This window comes from Nocardia jinanensis (assembly GCF_014645735.1).
In the GTDB taxonomy this organism is placed as follows: Bacteria; Actinomycetota; Actinomycetes; order Mycobacteriales; family Mycobacteriaceae; genus Nocardia; species Nocardia jinanensis.
The window spans coordinates 44,272-65,948 of the sequence record NZ_BMMH01000012.1; the positions used below are offsets into that span (position 1 = coordinate 44,272).

Sequence of the window (21,677 nt, forward strand, 5' to 3'; positions counted from 1 at the left end):
CGATTACCTTTACCGCGACCGGTTGACCGGGGCCGGCCGTTCGATAGCCATAGAAATACTTTGTGCCATTCAGTGCATCGTGGCGATGTCCGGCTCCGAAGAGATAATTCGTGGAGGCGCAGGTGAATGCGTGGATCATCGTGGCGGTCGCCCTGGTCGCGGCGGGATTGCTGATTTCCGTGATCCTGTGGCTGCGCACTCCGGGTTCCGGCGAGAGCGAGTACGTGACCGTCGCTGAACTCCGAGCGCGTCTCGAACACGAGCAGGAACCCGACGACCAGGCCGAACATACCGACGAGCGGGAACAGCCGGAAACCGACGAATCCGCAGCGGAATCGGCGGAGACGAGTTCCACGACCGCTGTCACGCCCGAGGAACCCGCCGACCACGAACCCGGTGCGCGGCCCGCCGAGAAATCCACGACCGATACTCCCGGAGACGAACCCGAAATCCTCGGCCGCCCCACGCAGAAGGCCGCGGAAGAGCAGACCCCGGAGACAGAAGAACCCCCCTCCGGCGAAGCGGACCGGAACCACTGACCCTGTGTGCGCGGTGGCTCCGGCCCGGCGGCTCAAGCAGCCGCGACGTCCGGCCGGATGGTGTTCATCGGCGGCCGATCGACCAGATCCACCGCAGTGCTGTGCGGGGTGAACTCGTCGCCGATCAACGAGAACTGGGTCAGCGCGGCCCCCGAATCCGAGACGCCACTGCGGCCCAACACCGTACCCAGGATCTGCCGGCTCATCACACCGAGATCGGCCAGCGGCCGGTTGCGATGCGTACGAACCCCGAGATCGACCTGGCCGATCGCGCTCAGTCCCAGCCGATCGTAGGTATCGAGCAACAGCCCGATCTCCACCCCGTACCCCGGCGCGAACGGGACAGCCGTCAGCAGCTCCCTGGTCCCGGCGTACTCGCCACCCAGCGGCTGCAGTACCTGGGTCAGCCCGGGGCGCAGCGCGGCCAGCAGCGGACGCGCCACGAGTTCGGTCACCCGGCCGCCACCGTGCGCGTCCACCCCGCCGCCGTGCCGCAGCGGACGCCGGTAGTAGGCCTTCACGAGATGCAGATCAGGAGTGGTGAGCAGCGGGCCGAGCAGTTTCGGCACGAATTCCGGGTCCGGATCGATCAGATCGGAATCGACGAACGCCACCAGATCACCGCTGGTCACCGCCAGTGAACGCCACAGCACCTCCCCTTTGCCCGGGAAGGGCTCCAGCTCGGGCACCGCCTGCTCCCGGGTGATCACCTCGGCACCGGCCGCGCGGGCGCGGTCGGCGGTGGCGTCGGTGGATCCGGAATCCAGCACTATCAGTTCGTCCACGAGGGTGCCCAGCAGTGGACGAATGCTGGCCACCACATCGGCGACGGTTCTCTCTTCGTTCAGCGCGGGCAGCACCACCGATACGGTGCGGCCGGCCTTGGCGGCGACCAGCTCGGTCACCGACCAGTCAGGAGCGTCCCATGTATGGGTCGACGCCCAGTCGGGCTCGTGATGGGGAAATTTCATACGAGACCTCGCAGAGTTCGTACGGGGGGCCGGACACCCTGGATCGCGGCGATCATGTCCACGACGCGACGAGTCGCGGCGACCTCGTGCACACGGAAAACGCGAGCACCGGCCGCGGCCGACCATGCTGTTGCCGCCAATGTGCCCTCCAGCCGTTCGGAAAGTCCGACACCTAATGTCTCTCCGATGAAATCCTTGTTGCTCAGCGCCATCAAGACCGGCCACCCGCTTTTAACAAGAACGTCCGCTGCCCGCAACAGTTCGAGCCCGTGATAAGTGTTCTTCCCGAAATCATGGGTCGGATCGATGAGAATCGAATCGCGGCGCACCCCCGCCGCCGCGGCCCGCTCCGCTGCCCGGACCACCGTATCGGTGACCTCCGCCACCACATCGGCGTACCGCACCCGATGCGGCCGCGTTCGCGGCACCGCCCCACCGGTGTGACTGCAGACGATCCCGGCCCCGGTCTCGGCGGCCACCGGCACCAATTCCGGATCCGCGCCCGCCCAGGTGTCGTTGATCAGATCCGCACCCTCGGCAACTGCCGCCCGCGCGACCCCCGACCGCCAGGTATCGACACTGATCAGCAGATCGGGATACGCCTCCCGGATCGCCGCCACGAACGGCACCACCCGCCGCGACTCCTCCACCGCGTCCACATGTTCACCCGGCCCGGCCTTCACCCCGCCGATATCGACCAGGTCGGCGCCCTCGTCCACCGCGCGCGCCACGGCGGCCAACGCGGCCGAATCGCTGAAGGTCGCCCCGCGGTCGTAGAAGGAATCCGGGGTGCGATTGACGATGGCCATCACCAGTGCGCGATCCGTCGCGACGGTCCGGCCGCAGAGAGTCGGCGACGGCCGGACGGGCTCGAACATGAACCGAGTTTATGGCGTCGGCTCCGGCGCGCGGGTCGACCCCCCCGGGGAGGTCCCACCTCGCCTGTACCGCTGGGCCTCGCTCGATACCGCCCATCCCGTCAGACAGTGCCCCCGCTACCTGTCGAACCGCGGTTCAGCGCTTCGAAAGCCGCCGTCAGGTCGGGGGTGACCGTAACGCGGTCGAGGGCGTCCTGTGGGACGAAGCCACGGTCGTGGAGTTGGGCAAGCCAGGTGAACAGGCCGCTGTAGTGTCCACCAGGGTCCAGGATCGCCATGGGTTTGTCGTGCTGACCCAGATGGCCGCCGGTCCACGTTTCGAAGAATTCCTCGAGGGTGCCGATTCCACCTGGCAGCGTGAGAAAGGCGTCGGCGCGGTCCTCCATCACCTGTTTGCGTTGGCGCATGGTGTCGGTGACCACCAGTTCGTCGGAATCCACATCGGCCACTTCGCGATGGACCAGATGTTTCGGTATGACGCCGATCGTATTGGCGCCGCCGGCCCGGGCGGCGGTGGCCACCGCGCCCATCATGGAGACGTTTCCACCACCCGACACCAGTTGCCACCCGCGCCGGGCCACCTCGGTGCCGACCTCGGCCGCGAGTGCCAGGTGTTCGGGGTCGGTGGTGCCGGCCGAGCAGTACACGCAGAGCGCGAAAGGTCGCGGGGTCACCATTGGTCCTCCGTACCGACCTGCTCGACGGGGGCGCCGCCGGGCGCGTACTCCTGGATGACGCGCACCACGTCCTCGATCTCGTCGGTGACGTGCAGCAGGTCGATATCGCCCGGGGAGATACGGCCGTCGGCGGCCAGTGAGTTACGGATCCACTCCACCAGCGGGGCCCAGTACTTGCTGCCGAAGAGGATGATCGGAAACCGGGTGATCTTGCGGGTCTGCACCAGGGTGAGCGCCTCGAACAATTCGTCGAGGGTTCCGTATCCGCCGGGCATACAGACGAAGGCCTGCGAGTACTTCACGAACATGGTCTTGCGGACGAAGAAGTACCGGAAATTGATCCCCAGATCGACCCAGTCGTTGAGGCTCTGTTCGAACGGCAGCTCGATACCGAGCCCGATGGAGTAGCCGCCCGCTTCGGACGCCCCGCGGTTGGCGGCCTCCATCACACCGGGGCCGCCGCCGGTGATGACCGCGAATCCGGCGGTCGCCAGGGCCGCACCCAATTCCCGCGCGGCCTGGTACTCCGGGTTACCCGGGTCGGTACGCGCCGAACCGAACACACTCACCGCACGCGGGACCTCTGCCAGCGCGCCGAAGCCCTCGACGAATTCGGCCTGGATCCGCAGTACCCGCCACGGGTCGGTGTGTACCCAGTCGCTGTCGCTGCGCTGATCCAGCAGATGCTGGTCGGCGGTGGTGCCCCGCGGGGTCCGTTCCCGGCGGAACATGATGGGCCCGCGAAAACGGGTCTTGGGTTTGCCGGCCATCCCGGATTCGGCGGCGTCGGTTGACATGGCCGCAGTGTATTTGGCGCGCCGCCGGGCGCGAGGTCGAGGCCGTGTTTCCGGCGGCGCGGACAGTGCGTCCTGAGCCGCAGCGCCTAGGGCGAACCGGTGAGGTAGCGGCGCAGCATTTCGGTGACCGCGGTGATCTGTGCCAGCGGGACGTGCTCGTCGCGTTTGTGGGCGAGGTTGGGGTCGCCGGGGCCGAAGTTCACGGCGGGGATACCGCGGGCGGCGAAGCGGGAGACATCGGTCCACCCGTACTTGGCCCGGATTCCCGCCGAACCGTGCGCGCGCACCGTATCGACGAGGCCGCGGGCCGCGGGGGCCGTGAGCCCGGGCAGCGCGCCGGCCGCCGTATCGGTGACCTCGAATTCGAGCTCCAGCCCCGCGAACACCTCGCGCACATGGTCGATCGCCTGCTCCACCGACCGATCCGGGGCGAACCGGAAGTTCACCTCGACCTCGGCCTCGTCGGGCACCACATTGCCGGCGACCCCGCCTGCGATGCGGACCGCGGACAGTCCTTCGCGGTAGCGGCAACCGTCGATATCGACTTCTCGCGCGCGATATTCCGAAAGTCGCGTCAGCACCGGCGCCAGCCGGTGTACGGCGTTGTCGCCGAGCCAGGAGCGGGCCGAATGCGCGCGAACACCCGCGGTGCTCAACCGGACCCGCAGCGTCCCCTGACAGCCGGCCTCGATCCAGCCACCGGAGGGTTCGCCGAGAATCGCCAGATCGCCGTCCAGCCATTCCGGCACCTCCCGCTCGATGGCGGTGAGCCCGTTGAATTCGGCGGAGATCTCCTCGCAGTCGTAGAAGATCAAGGTCAGATCGTGGACCGGGTCGGCGACGGTGGCCGCGAGATGCAGGAACACCGCGTCACCCGATTTCATATCGACCGAACCGCAGCCGTACAAGACCTCGGCGCCGTTCTCGGTGGTGAACCGGCCCGGCACATTATCGGCGATCGGCACGGTATCGAGGTGCCCGGCCAGGACCACCCGGGTCGGCAGCCCGCGGTTCGTCCGCGCGAGCACCACATTGCCGCGGCGCAGCACTTCGAAACCACTGGTCTGGGTGCGTAGTGCCGTCTCCACGGCCGCGGTGATCGCGGCCTCGTCCCGGGAAACGCTCGGGATATCCACGAGAGCCGCGGTGAGTGCGATGGGGTCGGCGTGCAGGTCGAGTGTCACGGAGTACGAGCGTAGAGGGGCCCCACCGTTTCGGACCGCCGGTGGGTAGGCTTCGGTGTCGTGAGCACTCAGGGAGCATCCGCCATCGGCATCGCCAACGTGACCTCGGACGGGACCGTTCTGGACACCTGGTTTCCCGGCCCCGAGCTGGGCGAGTTCGGTGACACCGGCACCGAACGTCTCACCACGGCACCCGCCGGACTCGCCGAACTGGTGGGCCCGGACCAGGCGCGCGGCGTCGAGGTCGTCGCGGTGCGCACCACCATCGCCGATCTGTCCGCCGCCCCCGTGGACGCCCACGATGTCTATCTGCGGCTGCATCTGCTCTCCCACCGCCTGGTGCGGCCGCATCAGGTGAGCCTCGAGGGTCAGTTCGCCCTGCTCAGCAATGTGGTGTGGACGAACCACGGTCCGGCCGCGGTGGAGGGGTTCGAGATCACCCGCGCCAAACTGCGCGCGCGGGGACCGGTCACCGTGTACAGCATCGACAAGTTCCCGCGCATGGTCGACTACGTGGTCCCCTCCGGCGTCCGTATCGGTGACGCCGACCGGGTACGCCTGGGCGCGCATCTGGCGGCCGGAACCACCGTGATGCACGAGGGTTTCGTGAACTTCAACGCCGGCACCCTGGGTACCTCGATGGTCGAGGGCCGGATCTCGGCCGGCGTGGTCGTCGGCGACGGTTCCGATATCGGTGGCGGCTCGTCCACCATGGGCACCCTGTCCGGTGGCGGTACCACCGTCATCTCGATCGGTGAGCGGTCGCTGCTGGGCGCCAACTCGGGTCTGGGCATCCCGCTCGGCGACGACTGTGTGGTCGAAGCAGGCCTCTATCTCACCGCCGGCACCAAGGTCACCACCCCGGACGGCACCGTGGTGAAGGCGGCCGCGTTCAGCGGCAAGGACAATCTCCTCTTCCGTCGCAACTCGCGCACCGGCACTGTGGAGGTGGTGCCGCGCGCCGGCACCGGTATCGAGCTCAACGAAGCGCTGCACGCCCACAACTAGCAGCCGGGCACCCGGACCGTCCGGTTCCGCGCTTCCCGACAGCTCCCCTTAGAGCCCGAAGGCGAGGACCCGTGCGGGGTGGATACGGATCAGCTCGCTTTCGTCGGGGCCGATATAGGTGACGGTATCGGTCAGCGCATCGGCCGTACCCCGGATCTCCAGGCACCGGACCCGCCACGGCTGGACCGAGGCGATATCGTCGACCACGAACGCCACCCGGTTGTTGCCCGCGAGATTCCGGAACTTCCGGGACCGTCCCATATTCCAACCCGCGATATCGATGGTGCCCAGTTCGGGGTTGTAGCGGAATCCGACCGGATTGTTCTGCGGCGCCCCGTCCGGCGCGACAGTGGCCAACCGGCCGAGCCGTTGTCCGGCGAGGTAGTCGATATGTTCCCGGGTGAGCGTCGTGTTCATGATCAGAACGTATGACCTGAACACAGGTTGAGGTCAATGGTGATGGAGCCCCGCCTTGAAAGCCGGGCGAAAAACACCAGCACTCACCCCAGCTGTGTCTTTTGGACCTTGCCCATCGCGTTTCGCGGGAGAGAGTTCACGAAACGGATTTCCCGGGGCCGCTTGTGTACCGAGAGCTCGCCGGCCACATGGTCGATGAGTTCCTTTTCCGCCGGTGCCACGCCGCGCGGGACCACGAAGGCGACGATCCGCTGCCCGAGATCCGGATCGGCGAGGCCCACGACCGCCACCTCGGCGACAGCCGGGTGACCCAGCAATGAGGTTTCCACTTCCCCCGCGCCGATCCGGTAACCGCCGGATTTGATGAGGTCCACCGATTCGCGGCCGACTATCCGATGGAATCCGTCCGCGTCGATGGCGGCCACGTCTCCGGTGCGGAACCAGCCGTCTTCGGTCCAGCATTCGGCGGTGGCTTCCGGGCGGCCGTAATAGCCGTCGAAGAGCATCGGTCCGCGCACCTGGAGACCGCCGATACCGGAACCGTCGTGCGGCACCGGCTGTCCTGTTTCATCGCGGAGCCGGGTTTCGACGCCGTGCACCGGTATCCCGACCCAGCCGGGTCGCCGTTCGCCGTCGGCCCGGGCCGAGAGAGTGATCATGGTTTCGCTCATCCCGTACCGTTCGACCGGCCGGTGCCCGGTGAGTTCCGCGAGACGCTCGAAGACCGGTACCGGCAGCGGAGCGCTGCCGGAGATCAGCAGCCTCGCCGCGGCCAGTTCTTTCGCCGCGGCCGGATCCTCGGCGATCCGGGTCCACACCGTCGGTACGCCGAAGTACATGGTGCCCGGGGTCGCCGCGTAGTTCGCCGGGGTCGGTCTACCGGTGTGCACAAGTGGGCTACCGACCCGCAGCGGCCCGAGCAGTCCCAGGATCAGGCCGTGTACGTGGAACAGCGGCAGGCCGTGGACCAGCACATCGGCCGCGGTCCAGGACCATGCGTCGGCGAGCGCGTCGAGTCCGGCGGCGAGGGCACGGCGGCTCAGTACCACCCCTTTGGGAGCGCCGGTGGTACCGGAGGTGTAGAGCACGAAGGCCGGGGCGCCGGGATCGGGTTCGGGGTAGGTGTGCCAGGAGCGGGCGTGCAACCGCACCGGTACCACCGGTAGCGATGTGCCCTCGGGTGCTTCGCCCAACCACGCCTGGGCTCCGGAATCGGCGAGCATATGGTCGAGTTCGGCCGGCCCGGAATCGGGCGGTACCGGTACCACGGTGACACCGGCGATCAGGCATCCGATCACGGCGAGCACGGTCGCCGGTGTCGGCCGGGCCAGTACCGCGACCCTTTCGGCGCGGGCGACGCGTTCGGCCACCGAGGTGGCCGCACCGAGTAGATCACTGCGGGACAGCACCACGCCGTCGATGGTCACGGCATCCGGGATATCGGCGCCCGCCGCGACGGCGAGCGGGTCGAGGGAGCTGAGCAGGCGGTGGCCGTAGGACATGCGCCCAAACTACTGCCCCGGCCCGAGCCGGATACCCGGCCCCTGCCCGGGCCGGTCACGGAAATCCGCCGGTCGGACGCCGCTATTTCATTGCGCATCGATTCCGCACCCACTAGTGAAATTCCAGCGATTCAAATTGCCCTTCATCGTATGGGTGCCGGAATTCGCACGAGATCGGATTATTTTCGGCGCTACTTGACACATATGCGCTACGGCGAGAAGGTGAGGCGTCAGCTTTCTCGAGCACTCGGAACGGTTGTTTCCATGACCAGCTCTCCCCCCACCGGGCCGCCCGCACCCCGTTCTGCCGACGAATCGTCCGATTCCGCCGGTGTAGTGCACGAAGAGGAATTCGATTTCCGCCCGTATATCGACGGAGCCGCGATACTCGGTGCCGCCGCTAATGTCATCATGCAACTCGCCGCGCCCGGAGTCGGTTACGGAGTGCTGGAAAGCCCGGTCGACAGCGGAAAGCTGACCCTCCACCCGGTGAAACGCACTCGCACCACACTCACCTATCTGTCGGTCGCCCTGCTCGGCAGCCCCGGCGAACGGGCGGCCTACCGGAAAGCCGTGGACACTTCACATCGCCAGGTGCGCTCGAACGCCCAGAGCCCGGTGCGGTACAGCGCCTTCGACCGGGATCTCCAATTGTGGGTTGCCGCGTGCCTGTACTGGGGCGCACGCGATATCCGGGAGCGGATGCGTGGCCGGCCCGATCCCGAGCTCGAGGAGACGATCTACCGCCATTCCGCGCGTTTGGGTACGACACTCCAGGTGCCGCGGGAGTCGTGGCCCGCGAACCGGGCCGCCTTCGACCGCTACTGGACCGAAAACCTGGCCGCAACCAGGATCGATCCGCCGGTACGAGCCATGCTGAACGAAATCGTGGACCTGAAGATGTTTCCCCGCCCCGTCCAGATCCTCGGCGGCCGTTTCAACCGGTGGGTCACCGCCGGCCTGCTGCCCCCGCAGCTGCGCGCGGAAATGGGTATGGACTGGTCGACGGGCGACGAACGCAGATTCGGTCGCATACTGCGCGGATTGGGGCGTGTATCGGCGAAACTTCCGGTACCCCTGCGCAGTTTCCCGATCAACGCGTACCTGTTCGATTTCCGGATCCGCCGCCGATTCGGACTGAAACTCGTCTGAGTCGAATTCGCGAATATGAAATCAGCCCTGTTCGAAATCTCAGGAATCGACCACCTGGCCCGGCACGCGGAACGAGACCGCCACATGATCGCGCGCGTATTTGCGCACAGCGATATCGTCGTTCAGCGGGATGACCGTCTGCGGCGTCAGCGCCAGCGACAGCGCGGTCCGCGCGATCATCTCGGCCAGCGGCAGCGGATCGTAGGCCGGCAGTTTGCCTTCACCCTGGAGGCGGGTGATGAATTCGGCGACGTAATCGCGACCCAATTCGATGACCGGAGCACCCTTGGTCGTCAGATAGGGCAGCACGATTTCCGGTTCGGTGTTCAGCAGCCGGTCCAGCAGTTCGTTACCGCGCAAACCGGCGAGGAACGCGACGAACAGTTCCACGATCTGATCCTCGGCACCGGCGTCGCGCTCGATCTGCTGCTGAACCGCGGCATCGACACCCTCGATGAAATCGCGGGTCTGCGCCAGTCCGACCGCCTGGATCAAGTCCGATTTGCTGGAGAACCGCCGGTAGAGTGTGGCCAGCGAGAGGCCGCCACGCCGGGCCACCTCGACCATGCTCGTGCGTTTGATCCCGAAATCGAGAAACGCGTGCAGGGCCGCGGCCAGCACGGATTGATCTTGATCCCGGCGCGGTGTTCGCACCAGAGGCAACAATTGAGCCAGCGCACCCATCTCGGCACCTTTCCGCGCTCGGCGATGCAATGACGTTATAAGCATCGCACAATTGCACAAGCGGTTGACGCAAGATCGAGAGAATGAGATGGTTATCATATAATCTTCTCATAGGAAAGAGGTCACCGATGACCGCTCCCTGGCCCGCGCCGATGAGCGAACCCGAACCCCAGCGGCTGTACGCGCCGGACTTCGATGTGAACGACCACATCGTCGGAGTCACCGCCTTCCTCGGCGGCACCGCGAACGTCATCATGCAGCTGGGTCTGCGGCCGGTCGCCTACGGCGTGATGGAGAGCGACGTCAAAAGCGGCAACGTCATGGAGCACCCCTTCAAGCGGTTGCGCACCACCCTCACCTATCTCGCGGTCGCCATGCTGGGCACCGAGGAAGAACGCAATGCCTACCGGCTCGCGGTCAACACCTCCCACCGTCACATCCGCACCAAACCCACCAGCCCGGTCAAATACAACGCCTTCGACCCGAAACTCCAGGTCTGGGTCGCGGCCTGCCTCTACTTCGGATTCGTCGACCTCCTGGAAAAGGTCCAGGGCCCGATGGACGAAGCCACCGCCGACACCTTCTACGCCCACAGCATCCGGCTCGGCACCACACTGCAGGTTCGACCGGAGATGTGGCCGCCCAACCGGGCCGCGTTCTGGCAGTTCTGGGAAGAAAACCTGGACGCCCTGGAAATCGACGACACCACCCGCGCCTACTTCAACGACCTCATCGACCTGAAGATGGTGGCACGCCCGATCCAGTGGGTATCGGCGAAATTCCACCGCTTCGTCGTCACCGGCTGCCTCCCCCCACAGATCCGCGAAAAGATGCATCTGACCTGGACCGAAGGTAACCAGCGCTGGTTCGACCGCACCATGAAGATCATCGGATTCGGCCTCGAACTCCAGCCCCGGGTCCTACGCCAGTTCCCGATGAACTACTACCTGTGGGATATGCGCCGCCGCATGCGCAAAGGCAAACCCCTGGTGTGAGCTGTGTTTATTTGCGCCGCCTTCGGCGGCGCGGGGCGGGGCCCTATTAACCCCGGTTCTTCACTCCTTCGCTCAGTCGCTGCGCTCCTTCGCTACGTCGCTCCAGAACCGGGGCGGGCCCCGCCTATTGCGGTGGACCATCCGGAGTAGACGGGGAGGGTGGAGCGAAGGTGCGCCTCGAGCAACGTGGGTAGGCACGACTCTGCCGGGGCCCAATGGTCACCAACCCATGGATGGGGATTCTGATTCTGCGCGCGATCGGTCGCTGTGTTCCTTTGCCTCAGAACCGGGGCGGGCCCGGCACGAACGCTGACCATCCGGAGTAGCCGGAAGTGGGCGCGGAGGTGCGCCTCGAGCAGCCTGGGTAGGCCCACGACTCCGCCAGCGCTCAATGGTCACCGATCTACAGCCGACGACCGACCGCACGCGCTCAGGCGCTACGCTCCCTTGCCACGTCGCTACGGCACCGGGCGGGACCGAGGTCTCACTTGCCCTCAACGCCCGGCCAGCGCGCGGAGGAAGAAAGTCAGGTTCGCCGGCTTCTCCGCCAGCCTGCGCATGAGGTACCCGTACCACTGGCGACCGTAGGGCAGGTAGACCCGTACGAAATCGCCGCGGTCGGCCAGGCGGAGTTGTTCGTCGGTGCGGATGCCGTAGAGCATCTGGTATTCGAGGTCGCCGGGGCGGCGGCCGGTGATCGTCGCGAGGTCGGCCGCTGCCGCGAGCACCACCGGGTCGTGGGACGCCACCAGCGGCCGGCCCGCGCCGTGCATCAGGACTCGTAGGCAACGCAGGTAGGCGCGATCCACATCGACACGGCGTTGGTAGGCGACGGTTTCCGGCTCCCGGTAGGCCCCTTTGCACAGACGTACCCGGGCGCCCGCGTCGGCGAGATCACGGCAATCGTCCTCGCTGCGGTACAGGTACGCCTGGATCACGGTGCCCAGCCAGGGAAAGTCCGAGCGAACCTCCCGTGTCGCGGCGAGGGTGGCGGCGGTGGTGGTGTGGTCTTCGGCGTCCACGGTGACCCACACCCGGGCCTCGGCCGCCTTGATACACAGTGTGCGCAGATTCTCGGTGGCTATCGCCGGACCGTCGGACCCCAGCGCCTGACCCAGCGCGGACAGTTTGACCGATACCTCCAGCGGTGCGGCACCGGCGGGCACCTCCGTGGTGGGCAGCGCGGCGAGGTCGTTGATCAATGCCAGGTATTCGGCGACCGCGGCTTCGGCCTGTGCTCGGTCGGTGGTGTTCTCGCCGAGGAAATCGACGCTCACCGCACGCCCGCTCATGAGTAGCCTGCCCGCTGCCGCGACCAGATCCGCCCGGGCTTCTCCGGGTACGAAACGCTGCACCATCGCGGCGGTGGCCGGACTCGTGGTCAGAGTGCGTTTCACCCGGTCCGACCCGGCCGCGGCCAGGATCGCCGGGCGCAGCGGATTCACCGTGGCCCCCGGCCGGGGCGGTGACGCCCCACCACGACCGCATACTGTGCGCGGGGCCGGTAAGGGCCGCTCATTGCTGCTCCATATGCGGATACCGATGGTCGGTGTGCGGGATGAAGGTTTCCTTGAGGGTGCGCGGCGCCACCCAGCGCAGCAGGTTCAGTGGCGAACCCGCCTTGTCGTCGGTGCCCGAGGCGCGTGCCCCGCCGAACGGCTGCTGCCCCACCACCGCACCGGTCGGCTTGTCGTTGACATAGAAGTTGCCGGCCGCGAAACGCAACAGGTCGGCCGCTTCCGCCACAGCATGCCGGTCCTGGGCGAAGATCGCACCGGTGAGTGCGTACGGGGCGGCCGACTCCACCTCGGCCAGAATCGTCCGATATGCGTCGGGCTGGGAATCGTCGTACACGTGCACCGACAGGATCGGGCCGAAGTATTCGGTGGCGAACGATTCGTCGCGCGGGTCCTCGGCGAGCAGCACGGTGGGCCGGACGAACCAGCCCTCAGTATCGTCGTAGGTGCCGCCCACCGGCACCTCCACGCCCGCGGACCGCGCCCGTTCGATCGCACGCACGCTCTTGTCGTAGGCCCGCCGATCGATCACCGCGCCCCCGAAATTCGACAGATCCGCGATATCGCCGTAGTTCAGGCTCTCGGTGATCCCGAGGAAATCCTCACCCATCTCCCGCCACAGCGACCTCGGCAGATAGGCCCGCGAGGCGGCCGAACACTTCTGCCCCTGATATTCGAAGGCGCCGCGGATCAGCGCCGTACGCAACGCGGCTGGGTCCGCCGAAGGATGCGCGACGATGAAATCTTTGCCACCGGTCTCCCCGACCATCCGCGGATACCCGTGATAACGCCCGATCTCGGCCCCCACCCGACTCCACAGATACTGGAAAGTGGCGCCGGAGCCGGTGAAATGGATCCCGGCCAGGCGCGGGTCGGCCAATGCGACTTCGGAGAGTTCGCGCCCGTCGCCGGTGACCATATTGATCACACCGGGCGGCAGGCCGGCGGCCTCCAGCAGTTTCATCGTGTAGTAGGCGGCCAGCGTCTGGGTCGGCGCCGGTTTCCAGACCACGGTGTTGCCCATGAGCGCGGGCGCGGTGGGCAGATTGCCCGCGATCGCCGTGAAATTGAACGGGGTGATGGCGTAGACGAAGCCCTCCAGCGGGCGATAGTCGAGCCGATTCCACACCCCCGCGCTCGATTGCGGCTGCTGCGCCAGGATGCCGCGGGCGAAGGAGACATTGAACCGCCAGAAGTCGACGAGTTCGCACGGCGCGTCGATCTCGGCTTGCGCCACCGATTTCGACTGACCGAGCATGGTCGCGGCGGCCAATGTCTCCCGCCACGGACCGGCCAGCAGATCCGCGGCCCGCAACAGCACCGCGGCGCGTTCGTCGAACGGCAGTGCCCGCCAATCCGGGGCGGCCGCGATCGCCGCGTCGATAGCGGCGGCGGCTTCGGTATGTGTGGTGTCGGTGTAGGTCCCGAGTACCTGCCGGTGTCTGTGCGGTGCCACGATCTCGCGACGCTCACCGGTTCCCGGACGATGCTTACCGCCGATGACCAGGGGGATCTCGGCCGTGCTGTCGGAGATATCGGCGAGCTCACCGAGCAACCGTTCCCGCTCAGGGCTGCCCGGCGCGTACGTGTGCACCGGCTCGTTACCGGGGGTTGGGACAACCGTGACAGCGTCCATACCCCAGGCTAGCGCCGCACGACCGGCCCCGCCCGCACTCGACGCGCGAATCTCTGCGGAGTCGTTACCGCACTGCCGCGCCACAGCGGCAGTGCGGATTCATCCGCGCAACCGCTGGGCCGCCGTATCGATCCGCTCGTCGGTCGCTGTCAATGCGATACGCACATGTTCGGCACCCGCCGGTCCGTAGAATTCGCCCGGAGCGGCCAGGATGCCGCGGTCTGCCAGCCAGTCGAGTGTGGTCCGGCACGGCTCACCGCGTGTCGACCACAGATACAGCCCGGCCCCGGAGTGATCGATCCGGAAACCGGCGTCCAGCAGCGCGGACCGCAGGATCTCGCGCCGGGCCCGATACCGTTCCCGCTGCACCGATTCGTGCGCGTCATCGCCCAGCGCCGCCGCCATCGCGGCCTGAACGGGGAAGGGCACCATCATGCCGGAATGCTTACGCACCTCCAGCAACTCGGCGACCAGCTCCGGATCGCCGGCCACGAACCCGGCCCGGTAGCTCGCCAGATTCGATGTCTTGGACAACGAATGCACCGCCAGCAGACCGGTATGGTCGCCGTCGCAGACCCGCGGATCCAGTATCGATACCGTCGGCTCATCCCAGGCGAGCCCCAGGTAGCACTCGTCGGAAGCGACGACCACGCCGCGTTCGCGCGCGAAGGCCACCACCTTCCGCAGATGCTCGACACCCAGTACCTTGCCGGTCGGGTTCGACGGTGAATTGAGATAGATCAGCGCCGGACTCTCCGGACCCAGCCGGGTGAGCCCGTCGGCGCGCAGGATCCGCGCCCCGGCGAGCAGTCCGCCCACCTCGTAGGTGGGATAGGCGACCTCGGGAATCACCACCAGGTCTGTGGCACCCAGCCCGAGCAGCCGTGGCAATCCGGCGATCAGCTCCTTGGTACCGATCACCGGCAACACCGCCGCCTCGCCCACACCGGTGATACCGAAACGCCGCGCCAGCGCGGCCACCGCAGCGGCACGCAACTCCGGTGTGCCGTGCGTGGTCGGGTAACCGGGCACCTCGGCCACCGAGGTCAACGCCGACCGGATCAGCGGATCCACCGGATCTACCGGCGTACCCACCGACAGATCGACCAGCCCCTCCGGATGCGCCGCGGCCCGTGCCTTCACATCGGCGATGGTGTCCCACGGAAAATCGGGCAGCGCGGCGCTCACCCGCCGGCGAGCGGAAACCTCGGTACTCATCGGACGAACGCTCTACTCATCCGCCATGGGAGGCAGCTCTTTGATGAACGGCGGATCGAAATCGACCTTACCCAGCTTCGTGGCGCCGCCGGGCGAACCCAGCTCGTCGAAGAAGTCGACATTGGCATTGACGTAACCGCTCCACTGATCGGGGGTGTCGTCCTCGTAGAAGATCGCCTCCACCGGGCAGACCGGCTCACACGCACCACAGTCAACGCATTCGTCGGGATGGATGTAGAGCATGCGACCACCCTCGTAGATGCAGTCCACAGGGCATTCCTCGATGCACGCTTTGTCCTTCACGTCAACGCACGGTTCGGCGATGATGTACGTCACTCCCGCTCCTAGTCTTCCTTCTTCTCCGGGTAACTGCGCCCGCACACAAGTATCCCTGGCGCCCCAAAGGCTACCCCCGGTCAGCCTGCCCTAATACCTGGCTGTGTTTTCTGCCCGGCCTTCGGCGGGTCGGGGACCTATCGACCCCGACCACTGGAGCCGGCCATCCGGACGGACGACACGACTGTCCAGCGGTGCGGCCGGAGCACGCCGGCACACTGTGCGCGCGGCGCGGCTACCTCCGCGGCAGTACTTACTTCCCGTCCGGGCGAACGAACAGAGACCACACGTCTAGACCAGTTCCAGTCCTGGTACCGCGGCACTTCTCTCGGGCGGGACACCGTATGTGGTGGTGCGTTCCCGGACCGGCCGACCGATACCCTCGGCGATCTCTGTGAGTTCTGCCACCGTTTTCGCCGATCCGTGCTGTGAACCGGCCATCCGGGAGATGGTCTCCTCCATCAGGGTGCCGCCGAGGTCGTTGGCGCCGCTGCGCAGCATCACCTGGGTGCCGGTCGTGCCGAGTTTCACCCAGCTCGTCTGGATATTGTCGATCCGGCCGTGCAGCATGATCCGGGACAGGGCGTGCGCGGCACGGTTGTCACGGTTGGTGGGGCCCGGACGGGAGGCGCCGGCCAGGTAGAGCGGGGCGCTCTGATGGACGAACGGGAGCAGGACGAATTCGGTGAAACCGCCGGTCTCGTCCTGGATACCGCGCAGCACCCGCAGGTGCCCGACCCAGTGGCTGGGATTGTCGACGTGCCCGTACATCATGGTCGAGCTCGAACGGATCCCGACCTGATGGGCCGTGGTGACCACATCGATCCAGGCGGAGGCGGGCAGTTTGCCCTTGGTGAGCACCCACCGGACCTCGTCGTCGAGGATCTCGGCGGCGGTACCGGGAATGGTGCCGAGCCCGGCTTCCCGCAGTGCGGTCAGCCAGTCCCGGACGCTCTCGCCACCTCGTGCGGCACCGTTCACGATCTCCATCGGGCTGAAGGCGTGGACGTGCATCGACGGCACCCGGGCCTTCACCGCGCGGACCAGGTCCGCGTATCCGGTGACCGGCAGGTCCGGGTCGATACCACCCTGCATGCAGACCTCGGTCGCGCCGTCGACGTAGGCCTCCCAGGCTCGGTCGGCGACCTCGTCGGTGCTGAGCGTGAAGGCGTCGGCATCGCCCTTGCGCTGCGCGAACGCACAGAAACGGCAGCCCGTGTAGCAGATATTGGTGAAGTTGATATTGCGGTTCACCACGTAGGTGACATCGTCGCCGCAGACGTCGCGGCGCAACTGGTCGGCGAGACCCGCGACGGCGTCCAGGTCGGCACCGTCGGCGGTGGCCAGCGCCAGATATTGAGCATCGGTGAGACCGGCCGGATCCCGTTCCGCGGCCCGCAGGGCGTCCAGCACATCGGAGCCCAGCCGTTGCGGCGCGGCGGCCAGATCGCGGACCTGTTCGCGGATGGTGTCCCAATCGCCGAACGCGTTGTCGATATCGCTGCGGGTATCGGTATTGCGGCCGGTGGTATCGATCTCGGTGTTGAGATCGGTGCGCCCGGCCGATTCCCAGCTCTCGTCGGGTTCCTGCCAGGGCAGACCCACCGGGAGCGCCCCGGCCTTCGCCAGTCCGGTTTCCGCGTCGGTGAGGGCCGCGACATGCGCGCCGATCCGCGGATCGATCCACGGGCTCCCGGCGCGTACGTATTTCGGATGCGCGGAGGTGCGTTCCACCAGTTCGAAACCGGCGCCGGCGGTGATCTCGGCGAGGGTGTCCAGGTTCGGCCAGGGCCGTTCGGGATTCACGTGGTCGGGGGTGACCGGCGAGACGCCGCCCCAATCGTCGATCCCGGCTTCCAGCAGGGCACGGCATTCCGCACCGGAGACCAGATTCGGCGGTGCCTGCACCGAGACATCGGGTCCGAGCAGCAGCCGGGTCACTGCGACGGTGGCCAGGAATTCGGTGAAATCCGCGTCGGGCGCGTGCCGCATCGCGGTGTCGTCCTTGGCCCGGAAGTTCTGCACGATGACTTCCTGGATATGGCCGAACGCCTTGTGCTGCTTACGGATCGCGGCGATCGTATCGGCGCGCTCGGCCATGTTCTCGCCGATACCCACCAGGATTCCGGTGGTGTAGGGCACCGAGAGCCGGCCCGCGTCGGTGATGGCACGCAGCCGTACCGCGGGATCTTTGTCGGGGCTGCCGTAATGGCAGTTGCCCTTCTCGGTGAACAGCCGCGTCGAGGTGGTCTCGAGCATCATGCCCATCGACTGCGCCACCGGTTTCAGCCGCGAGATCTCCTCCCACGACATCACCCCGGGATTCAGGTGCGGCAGCAGCCCGGTCTCCTCCAGCACCAGGATGGACACCGCGCGCAGGTAGTCCAGGGTGGAATCGTAACCACGTTCGTCCAGCCACTGCGCGGCCTCCGGCCAGCGGGCTTCGGGCCGGTCACCGAGGGTGAACAGCGCCTCCTTACAACCCAGTTCCGCACCGCGGCGGGCGATATCGAGCACTTCGTCGGGTTCCAGGAACATCCCGCGACCCTGAGCACGCAATTTGCCCGGCACCGTCACGAAGGTGCAGTAGTGGCAGGTGTCGCGGCACAGATGGCTGAGCGGGATGAAAACATTGCGCGAATAGGTGATCATGCCCACTCGCCCGGCCGATGAGAGCCCGGCGTCGCGCACCCGGGCGGCGCTGCGACACAGATCGGCGAGGTCCTCGTCGCGAGCGTGCAACAGCACCGTCGCCTCGTCGACGTTCAGTGTGACCCCGTCGCGTGCCCGGCGCAGCGCCCGGCGCATGGCGGACGGGGTCGGCACAGGGGTCGGGACGGTCGGTTCGGGTAGCTCGGTCACGCCCTCGATCATGCGGCACACATCCGGAACTGTCTCCTCCCAGGTCGTTGAGCGTTCACAACCGCGGTGCATCTCGGGCTATTCCATGTTTATTTGCGGCGCCTTCGGCGCCGCTGGCGGGGCCCTATTAACCCCGGTTCTTCACTCCTTCGCTCAGTCGCTGCGCTCCTTCGCTACGTCGCTCCAGAACCGGGGCGGGCCCCGCCGACTGAGGTGGACCATCCGGAGTAGATGGAAGGTGTTCGCGAACGTACACCTCGATCGACCCGAGCAGGTTCACGACACTGCAAGTGCTCAATGGACGCCGACCCACGAACGGCCGACAGCACACGCTCGGTCGGTGCGCTCCCTCGCTCTGTCACTCCAGAACCGGAGCGAGCCCCGACTACGAACACCGACCATCCGGGGAAGACCGAAGATGCGCGCGAACGTACACCTCGATCGACCCGAGCAGGTTCACGACACTGTGAGTGCTCAATGGTTGCCGATCTACGGACAGTAGAACGCACATCACGCCGTGCGACGATGAACATATGTCGCCGGACAGCTCGCCGCGGTCACCGAATCTCCTGGCCGATCCGTCGTGGCGGCCCAGCCCGCGCGCGAAGACCCTGTGGACCGTGCAGATCGCGTTGTCGTGGCTCGTCGTATTCGCCGTACTGCTCGGGTGGGTCGTCTTCGACCCCGGACGCCGGTCCTGGCAGGTCGCGGTGGCGGTGGGTGTGGTGCTGGCGGCCGCGCTCACCACTGTGGTGGTGCCCCGGTGGCGCTACCGGGTCCACCGCTGGGAGGTGACCGACGAGGCCGTGTACTCCCGATCGGGCTGGCTGACCCAGGAGAGCCGGGTGGCGCCGATCTCCCGGGTGCAGACCGTGGATACCGAGCGCGGTCCGCTGGAACGGATGCTCGACCTGTCGACGGTCACGGTGACCACGGCCTCGTCCGCGGGCGCGGTGCACATCAGCCTGCTGGACCGGGCGGTGGCCGAGCAGACGGTGACCCGGCTGACCGAGATCGCCGCGCGGCATCGCGGTGACGCGACATGACCGGACCCGATGCGGCCGGCGGTGGGCCCCCGGCCCCGGAACAGGAGCGCGCCGCTTTCGATCGCGACGACGCCGAACCGTGGCTACGACTCGATCGCCGGATGCTGCTGGTACATCCGGTCCAGGAGGTCGTGAAGTTCCTGCCCGCGGTGATCGGCGCGGTGATCCTCGGTGTCAGTTCCGGGAACCCCCTGTACAGCCTTCTCGGCCTGGTGTTCGTGATCCCCTACGCGCTCACCCTCTGGTTCACCACCACCTACCGGGTCGGATCGACCCACGTCGAACTCCGCACCGGACTGATCCGGCGGAAACGACTGTCGGTGCCGCGAGCGCGGATCCGATCGGTCGATATCGAAGCCGACCCGCTGCACCGGGTACTGGGGCTCGCCGTGGTCGTGATCGGCACCGGCCGGGAGGCCGATGCCGATGACCGTTTCCGGCTGGACGCACTCGCCGCCGAGCACGTCCGGCCGCTGCGTACCGAATTGCTCGCCCACACCCGCGAAGTTCATATCGCGGCCGACGCTTCCGTGCCCGCCCACCTCCCGGATACCGGCGAACCCACCGGATCCGAGGAGCCCGGAGGCGAAGAGATCGCGCATTGGCAACCGGGCTGGGTCCGGTACGCACCGCTGTCATTGACCGGTTTCGCCCTCGCCGCCTCGGCGCTGGGCGTCGCCGCGCAATTCGGCTTCGGCTCCGCCGAGATCAGTATCAGCCGAAACACCGTCGACAGCGTGCGCGATATCGGCCTGCTGCCATTGCTGCTGCTCGCATTCGGCGCGCTGGCCGCCATGGTGGCGGTTGTGAGCATCGCCGCCTGCGCCCATTACCTGACCACCAACTTCGGGCTGCGCGTGACCGATTACGGCAGCACCCTGCAGATCCGCCGTGGGCTGTTCACCCTGCGCCGGATAACCCTGGACACCGCGCGGTTACGCGGCGCCACCATCCGCGAACCGCTGCTCCTGCGCCTGGCCGGAGCCGCGCAACTGGAAGCGGTGATGACCGGGGAGAATCCGCGCCAGAAGATCTTGCCGCAATCCCCGCGCGCGGCGGTCGAACGAACACTGGCGCGGCTGCTGAGCCCGCACCGGAACACGGACATCTCCGCCGTTCCGGCCGCTGCTCCAGCTCAGCTGTCGACCCTCGCCGACGTTCCGCTGACCCGGCACGGTCCGGCCGCCCGGCGACGCCGCTATATCCGGGCCTGCTGGCCGGTTCCGCTCAGCGCGGCGGTCCTGATCGCCACGTCGATGGCCGGCCCGCACGTCCCGGGCTGGTGGTGGTTGCTGCCGCTGGTCCTGACTGTTGTCTGCGCGCTGCTCGCCGAGGACCGCTACCGCGGCCTCGGCCATACCGTCGTACCCGCCGCCGACGGCTCCCCCACCTGGCTGATCGTCCGCTCCGGATCCCTCGACCGAGAACGCACCTGCCTGGAAGCGCCCGGCATCATCGGCTGGACTGTGCGGCAGACTTTCTGGCAGCGCCGGGCCGGGCTGGCCACGGTCGGCGCCGCCACCGCCGCGGGAAAGAAGCTGTACCTCATCGAGGACATACCCCTGGACCGGGCCTGGGATTTGCTGTATCTATCCGCCCCGCCTTCGGCGGGGCGGGCGGGGCACTGTTAACCCCGGTTCTTCACTCCTTCGCTCCAGAACCGGGGCGGGCTCCGCCCACGGATGCTGACCATCCGAAGTGCAGGTGTGGTGCGTACACGATACGAGCGCTTGCCGGCCGGGAAGGTCGACCGGGAACGTGCTCGTGGTCGCCGATCCCAGGACGATCGACAGTGAGCACGCCATCGGGATATCAGGTCTGGCAGTGCCGGGTGGCGGCTTCCCGCAGATCGGGTTCGTCGGCCACCACTCGCAGATCGGGGCGGGTATCCGGACTCGCGTGATCACCCATCCAGGACAGCAGCGACCACCGGGACAATCCGGACAACGCCGAGCCGAGACTCAGGAACGATCCGCTGGAAATCGCCGAACCGAATGATCCGATGGAGCCGATCGACAGGACCGACCCCACGCTTCCGATGGACAGAATCGAATACGCGGAGCCGATGGACAGGATCGATCCCTCGGAGCGGATCGACAGAATCGACCGTGCCGAGCGCCGGCTCCGAATACTGGGCTTGCGCGAACTTTCGACAGTCGCCATCACCCCGGTCTACCACAGCCGCGCGGCAGGCGTGGGACACCACGAGCCGACGCTCCGATTCCCCGGCGGAGGCCGCGGATCAGCTCACTGTTCGC

20 protein-coding genes are annotated in these 21,677 nt (G+C 67.1%); 6 read left to right on the top strand and 14 right to left on the bottom strand.

Translation table 11 applies throughout. The annotated features are described in order from the left end of the window. The first annotated feature begins 110 nt into the window (after positions 1–110). Positions 111–539 (top strand): hypothetical protein, encoded by a 429-nt coding sequence (locus tag IEY68_RS24755; RefSeq protein WP_058854036.1) that lies wholly within the window; start codon positions 111–113, stop codon positions 537–539. Positions 540–571: 32 nt separating this feature from the next. Here IEY68_RS24755 and IEY68_RS24760 read toward each other — a convergent pair whose 3' ends face one another. The 5 genes from IEY68_RS24760 to dapE form a co-directional block, all read right to left on the bottom strand. After that, positions 572–1,510, bottom strand: a complete 939-nt coding sequence (locus IEY68_RS24760) for a glucosyl-3-phosphoglycerate synthase (RefSeq protein ID WP_058854037.1) — start codon at positions 1,508–1,510, stop codon at positions 572–574. Further along, a complete protein-coding gene (gene folP, locus IEY68_RS24765) occupies positions 1,507–2,388 on the bottom strand; it encodes a dihydropteroate synthase (RefSeq protein WP_058854038.1) in 882 nt (293 codons plus the stop codon). The genes IEY68_RS24760 and folP overlap by 4 nt, the downstream gene beginning before the upstream one ends. A 101-nt stretch (positions 2,389–2,489) precedes the next feature. Further along, positions 2,490–3,065 (bottom strand): LOG family protein, encoded by a 576-nt coding sequence (locus IEY68_RS24770; protein ID WP_058854039.1) that lies wholly within the window; start codon positions 3,063–3,065, stop codon positions 2,490–2,492. Then, the gene (locus IEY68_RS24775; RefSeq protein WP_058854040.1) at positions 3,059–3,862 is read right to left on the bottom strand and encodes an LOG family protein; all 804 of its coding nucleotides are present in this window, start codon (positions 3,860–3,862) and stop codon (positions 3,059–3,061) included. The genes IEY68_RS24770 and IEY68_RS24775 overlap by 7 nt, the downstream gene beginning before the upstream one ends. Before the next feature lie 86 nt (positions 3,863–3,948). Next, positions 3,949–5,046: a succinyl-diaminopimelate desuccinylase gene (gene dapE, locus IEY68_RS24780; protein WP_058854041.1), complete on the bottom strand. Its 1,098-nt coding sequence runs from the start codon at positions 5,044–5,046 to the stop codon at positions 3,949–3,951. Positions 5,047–5,106: 60 nt separating this feature from the next. Between dapE and dapD the strand changes: the two genes are divergently transcribed. Continuing rightward, positions 5,107–6,054, top strand: coding sequence for a 2,3,4,5-tetrahydropyridine-2,6-dicarboxylate N-succinyltransferase (gene dapD, locus IEY68_RS24785; protein ID WP_058854042.1), 948 nt, complete (start codon positions 5,107–5,109; stop codon positions 6,052–6,054). A 48-nt stretch (positions 6,055–6,102) separates the two neighbouring features. On the opposite strand, the gene IEY68_RS24790 is transcribed toward dapD, so the two are convergent. Together IEY68_RS24790 and IEY68_RS24795 are read right to left on the bottom strand one after the other, a co-directional pair. After that, positions 6,103–6,471, bottom strand: coding sequence for a PPOX class F420-dependent oxidoreductase (locus tag IEY68_RS24790; protein ID WP_058854043.1), 369 nt, complete (start codon positions 6,469–6,471; stop codon positions 6,103–6,105). 83 nt (positions 6,472–6,554) lie between these two features. Then, positions 6,555–7,973 (bottom strand): acyl-CoA synthetase, encoded by a 1,419-nt coding sequence (locus tag IEY68_RS24795; protein ID WP_058854044.1) that lies wholly within the window; start codon positions 7,971–7,973, stop codon positions 6,555–6,557. A gap of 264 nt (positions 7,974–8,237) precedes the next feature. On the opposite strand from IEY68_RS24795, the gene IEY68_RS24800 reads away from it, so the two are divergent. Next, positions 8,238–9,125 (top strand): oxygenase MpaB family protein, encoded by an 888-nt coding sequence (locus IEY68_RS24800; protein ID WP_082681214.1) that lies wholly within the window; start codon positions 8,238–8,240, stop codon positions 9,123–9,125. 39 nt (positions 9,126–9,164) lie between these two features. On the opposite strand, the gene IEY68_RS24805 is transcribed toward IEY68_RS24800, so the two are convergent. Next, entirely contained in the window at positions 9,165–9,809 is a 645-nt protein-coding gene (locus IEY68_RS24805; protein ID WP_058854046.1) for a TetR/AcrR family transcriptional regulator, read from the bottom strand. Between the two features lie 128 nt (positions 9,810–9,937). Between IEY68_RS24805 and IEY68_RS24810 the strand changes: the two genes are divergently transcribed. Then, positions 9,938–10,804: an oxygenase MpaB family protein gene (locus IEY68_RS24810; RefSeq protein ID WP_082681215.1), complete on the top strand. Its 867-nt coding sequence runs from the start codon at positions 9,938–9,940 to the stop codon at positions 10,802–10,804. A 494-nt stretch (positions 10,805–11,298) separates the two neighbouring features. Here the strand turns inward: IEY68_RS24810 and IEY68_RS24815 are convergent, their stop codons facing one another. The 5 genes from IEY68_RS24815 to IEY68_RS24835 form a co-directional block, all read right to left on the bottom strand. Next, a complete protein-coding gene (locus IEY68_RS24815; RefSeq protein ID WP_058854048.1) occupies positions 11,299–12,249 on the bottom strand; it encodes a proline dehydrogenase family protein in 951 nt (316 codons plus the stop codon). Between the two features lie 70 nt (positions 12,250–12,319). Beyond that, entirely contained in the window at positions 12,320–13,957 is a 1,638-nt protein-coding gene (gene pruA / locus IEY68_RS24820; RefSeq protein WP_062999277.1) for an L-glutamate gamma-semialdehyde dehydrogenase, read from the bottom strand. A 99-nt stretch (positions 13,958–14,056) separates the two neighbouring features. Continuing rightward, positions 14,057–15,175, bottom strand: coding sequence for a succinyldiaminopimelate transaminase (dapC, locus tag IEY68_RS24825; RefSeq protein WP_189094492.1), 1,119 nt, complete (start codon positions 15,173–15,175; stop codon positions 14,057–14,059). Between the two features lie 12 nt (positions 15,176–15,187). Further along, positions 15,188–15,511, bottom strand: coding sequence for a ferredoxin (fdxA, locus tag IEY68_RS24830; RefSeq protein ID WP_058854051.1), 324 nt, complete (start codon positions 15,509–15,511; stop codon positions 15,188–15,190). 291 nt (positions 15,512–15,802) lie between these two features. Continuing rightward, on the bottom strand, positions 15,803–18,385 hold the full coding sequence (locus IEY68_RS24835; protein ID WP_058854052.1) for a bifunctional FO biosynthesis protein CofGH: 2,583 nt from the start codon (positions 18,383–18,385) through the stop codon (positions 15,803–15,805). A 521-nt stretch (positions 18,386–18,906) separates the two neighbouring features. On the opposite strand from IEY68_RS24835, the gene IEY68_RS24840 reads away from it, so the two are divergent. Beyond that, positions 18,907–19,419: a PH domain-containing protein gene (locus IEY68_RS24840; RefSeq protein ID WP_058854091.1), complete on the top strand. Its 513-nt coding sequence runs from the start codon at positions 18,907–18,909 to the stop codon at positions 19,417–19,419. Next, positions 19,416–21,050, top strand: a complete 1,635-nt coding sequence (locus tag IEY68_RS24845) for a PH domain-containing protein (RefSeq protein WP_058854053.1) — start codon at positions 19,416–19,418, stop codon at positions 21,048–21,050. The genes IEY68_RS24840 and IEY68_RS24845 overlap by 4 nt, the downstream gene beginning before the upstream one ends. A 181-nt stretch (positions 21,051–21,231) precedes the next feature. Here IEY68_RS24845 and IEY68_RS24850 read toward each other — a convergent pair whose 3' ends face one another. Then, the gene (locus IEY68_RS24850) at positions 21,232–21,582 is read right to left on the bottom strand and encodes a hypothetical protein (RefSeq protein ID WP_058854054.1); all 351 of its coding nucleotides are present in this window, start codon (positions 21,580–21,582) and stop codon (positions 21,232–21,234) included. Positions 21,583–21,677: the final 95 nt, after the last annotated feature.

Excerpts from the sequence above, each read along its gene's own strand:
- IEY68_RS24760 (WP_058854037.1), bottom strand. The coding sequence starts at position 1,510 with ATGAAATTTCCCCATCACGAGCCCGACTGGGCGTCGACCCATACATGG.
- folP (WP_058854038.1), bottom strand. The coding sequence starts at position 2,388 with ATGTTCGAGCCCGTCCGGCCGTCGCCGACTCTCTGCGGCCGGACCGTC.
- IEY68_RS24770 (WP_058854039.1), bottom strand. The coding sequence starts at position 3,065 with ATGGTGACCCCGCGACCTTTCGCGCTCTGCGTGTACTGCTCGGCCGGC.
- IEY68_RS24775 (WP_058854040.1), bottom strand. The coding sequence starts at position 3,862 with ATGTCAACCGACGCCGCCGAATCCGGGATGGCCGGCAAACCCAAGACC.
- IEY68_RS24790 (WP_058854043.1), bottom strand. The coding sequence starts at position 6,471 with ATGAACACGACGCTCACCCGGGAACATATCGACTACCTCGCCGGACAA.
- IEY68_RS24795 (WP_058854044.1), bottom strand. The coding sequence starts at position 7,973 with ATGTCCTACGGCCACCGCCTGCTCAGCTCCCTCGACCCGCTCGCCGTC.
- IEY68_RS24800 (WP_082681214.1), top strand. The coding sequence starts at position 8,238 with ATGACCAGCTCTCCCCCCACCGGGCCGCCCGCACCCCGTTCTGCCGAC.
- IEY68_RS24805 (WP_058854046.1), bottom strand. The coding sequence starts at position 9,809 with ATGGGTGCGCTGGCTCAATTGTTGCCTCTGGTGCGAACACCGCGCCGG.
- IEY68_RS24810 (WP_082681215.1), top strand. The coding sequence starts at position 9,938 with ATGACCGCTCCCTGGCCCGCGCCGATGAGCGAACCCGAACCCCAGCGG.
- pruA (WP_062999277.1), bottom strand. The coding sequence starts at position 13,957 with ATGGACGCTGTCACGGTTGTCCCAACCCCCGGTAACGAGCCGGTGCAC.
- dapC (WP_189094492.1), bottom strand. The coding sequence starts at position 15,175 with ATGAGTACCGAGGTTTCCGCTCGCCGGCGGGTGAGCGCCGCGCTGCCC.
- IEY68_RS24835 (WP_058854052.1), bottom strand. The coding sequence starts at position 18,385 with ATGATCGAGGGCGTGACCGAGCTACCCGAACCGACCGTCCCGACCCCT.
- IEY68_RS24840 (WP_058854091.1), top strand. The coding sequence starts at position 18,907 with ATGTCGCCGGACAGCTCGCCGCGGTCACCGAATCTCCTGGCCGATCCG.
- IEY68_RS24845 (WP_058854053.1), top strand. The coding sequence starts at position 19,416 with ATGACCGGACCCGATGCGGCCGGCGGTGGGCCCCCGGCCCCGGAACAG.
- IEY68_RS24850 (WP_058854054.1), bottom strand. The coding sequence starts at position 21,582 with ATGGCGACTGTCGAAAGTTCGCGCAAGCCCAGTATTCGGAGCCGGCGC.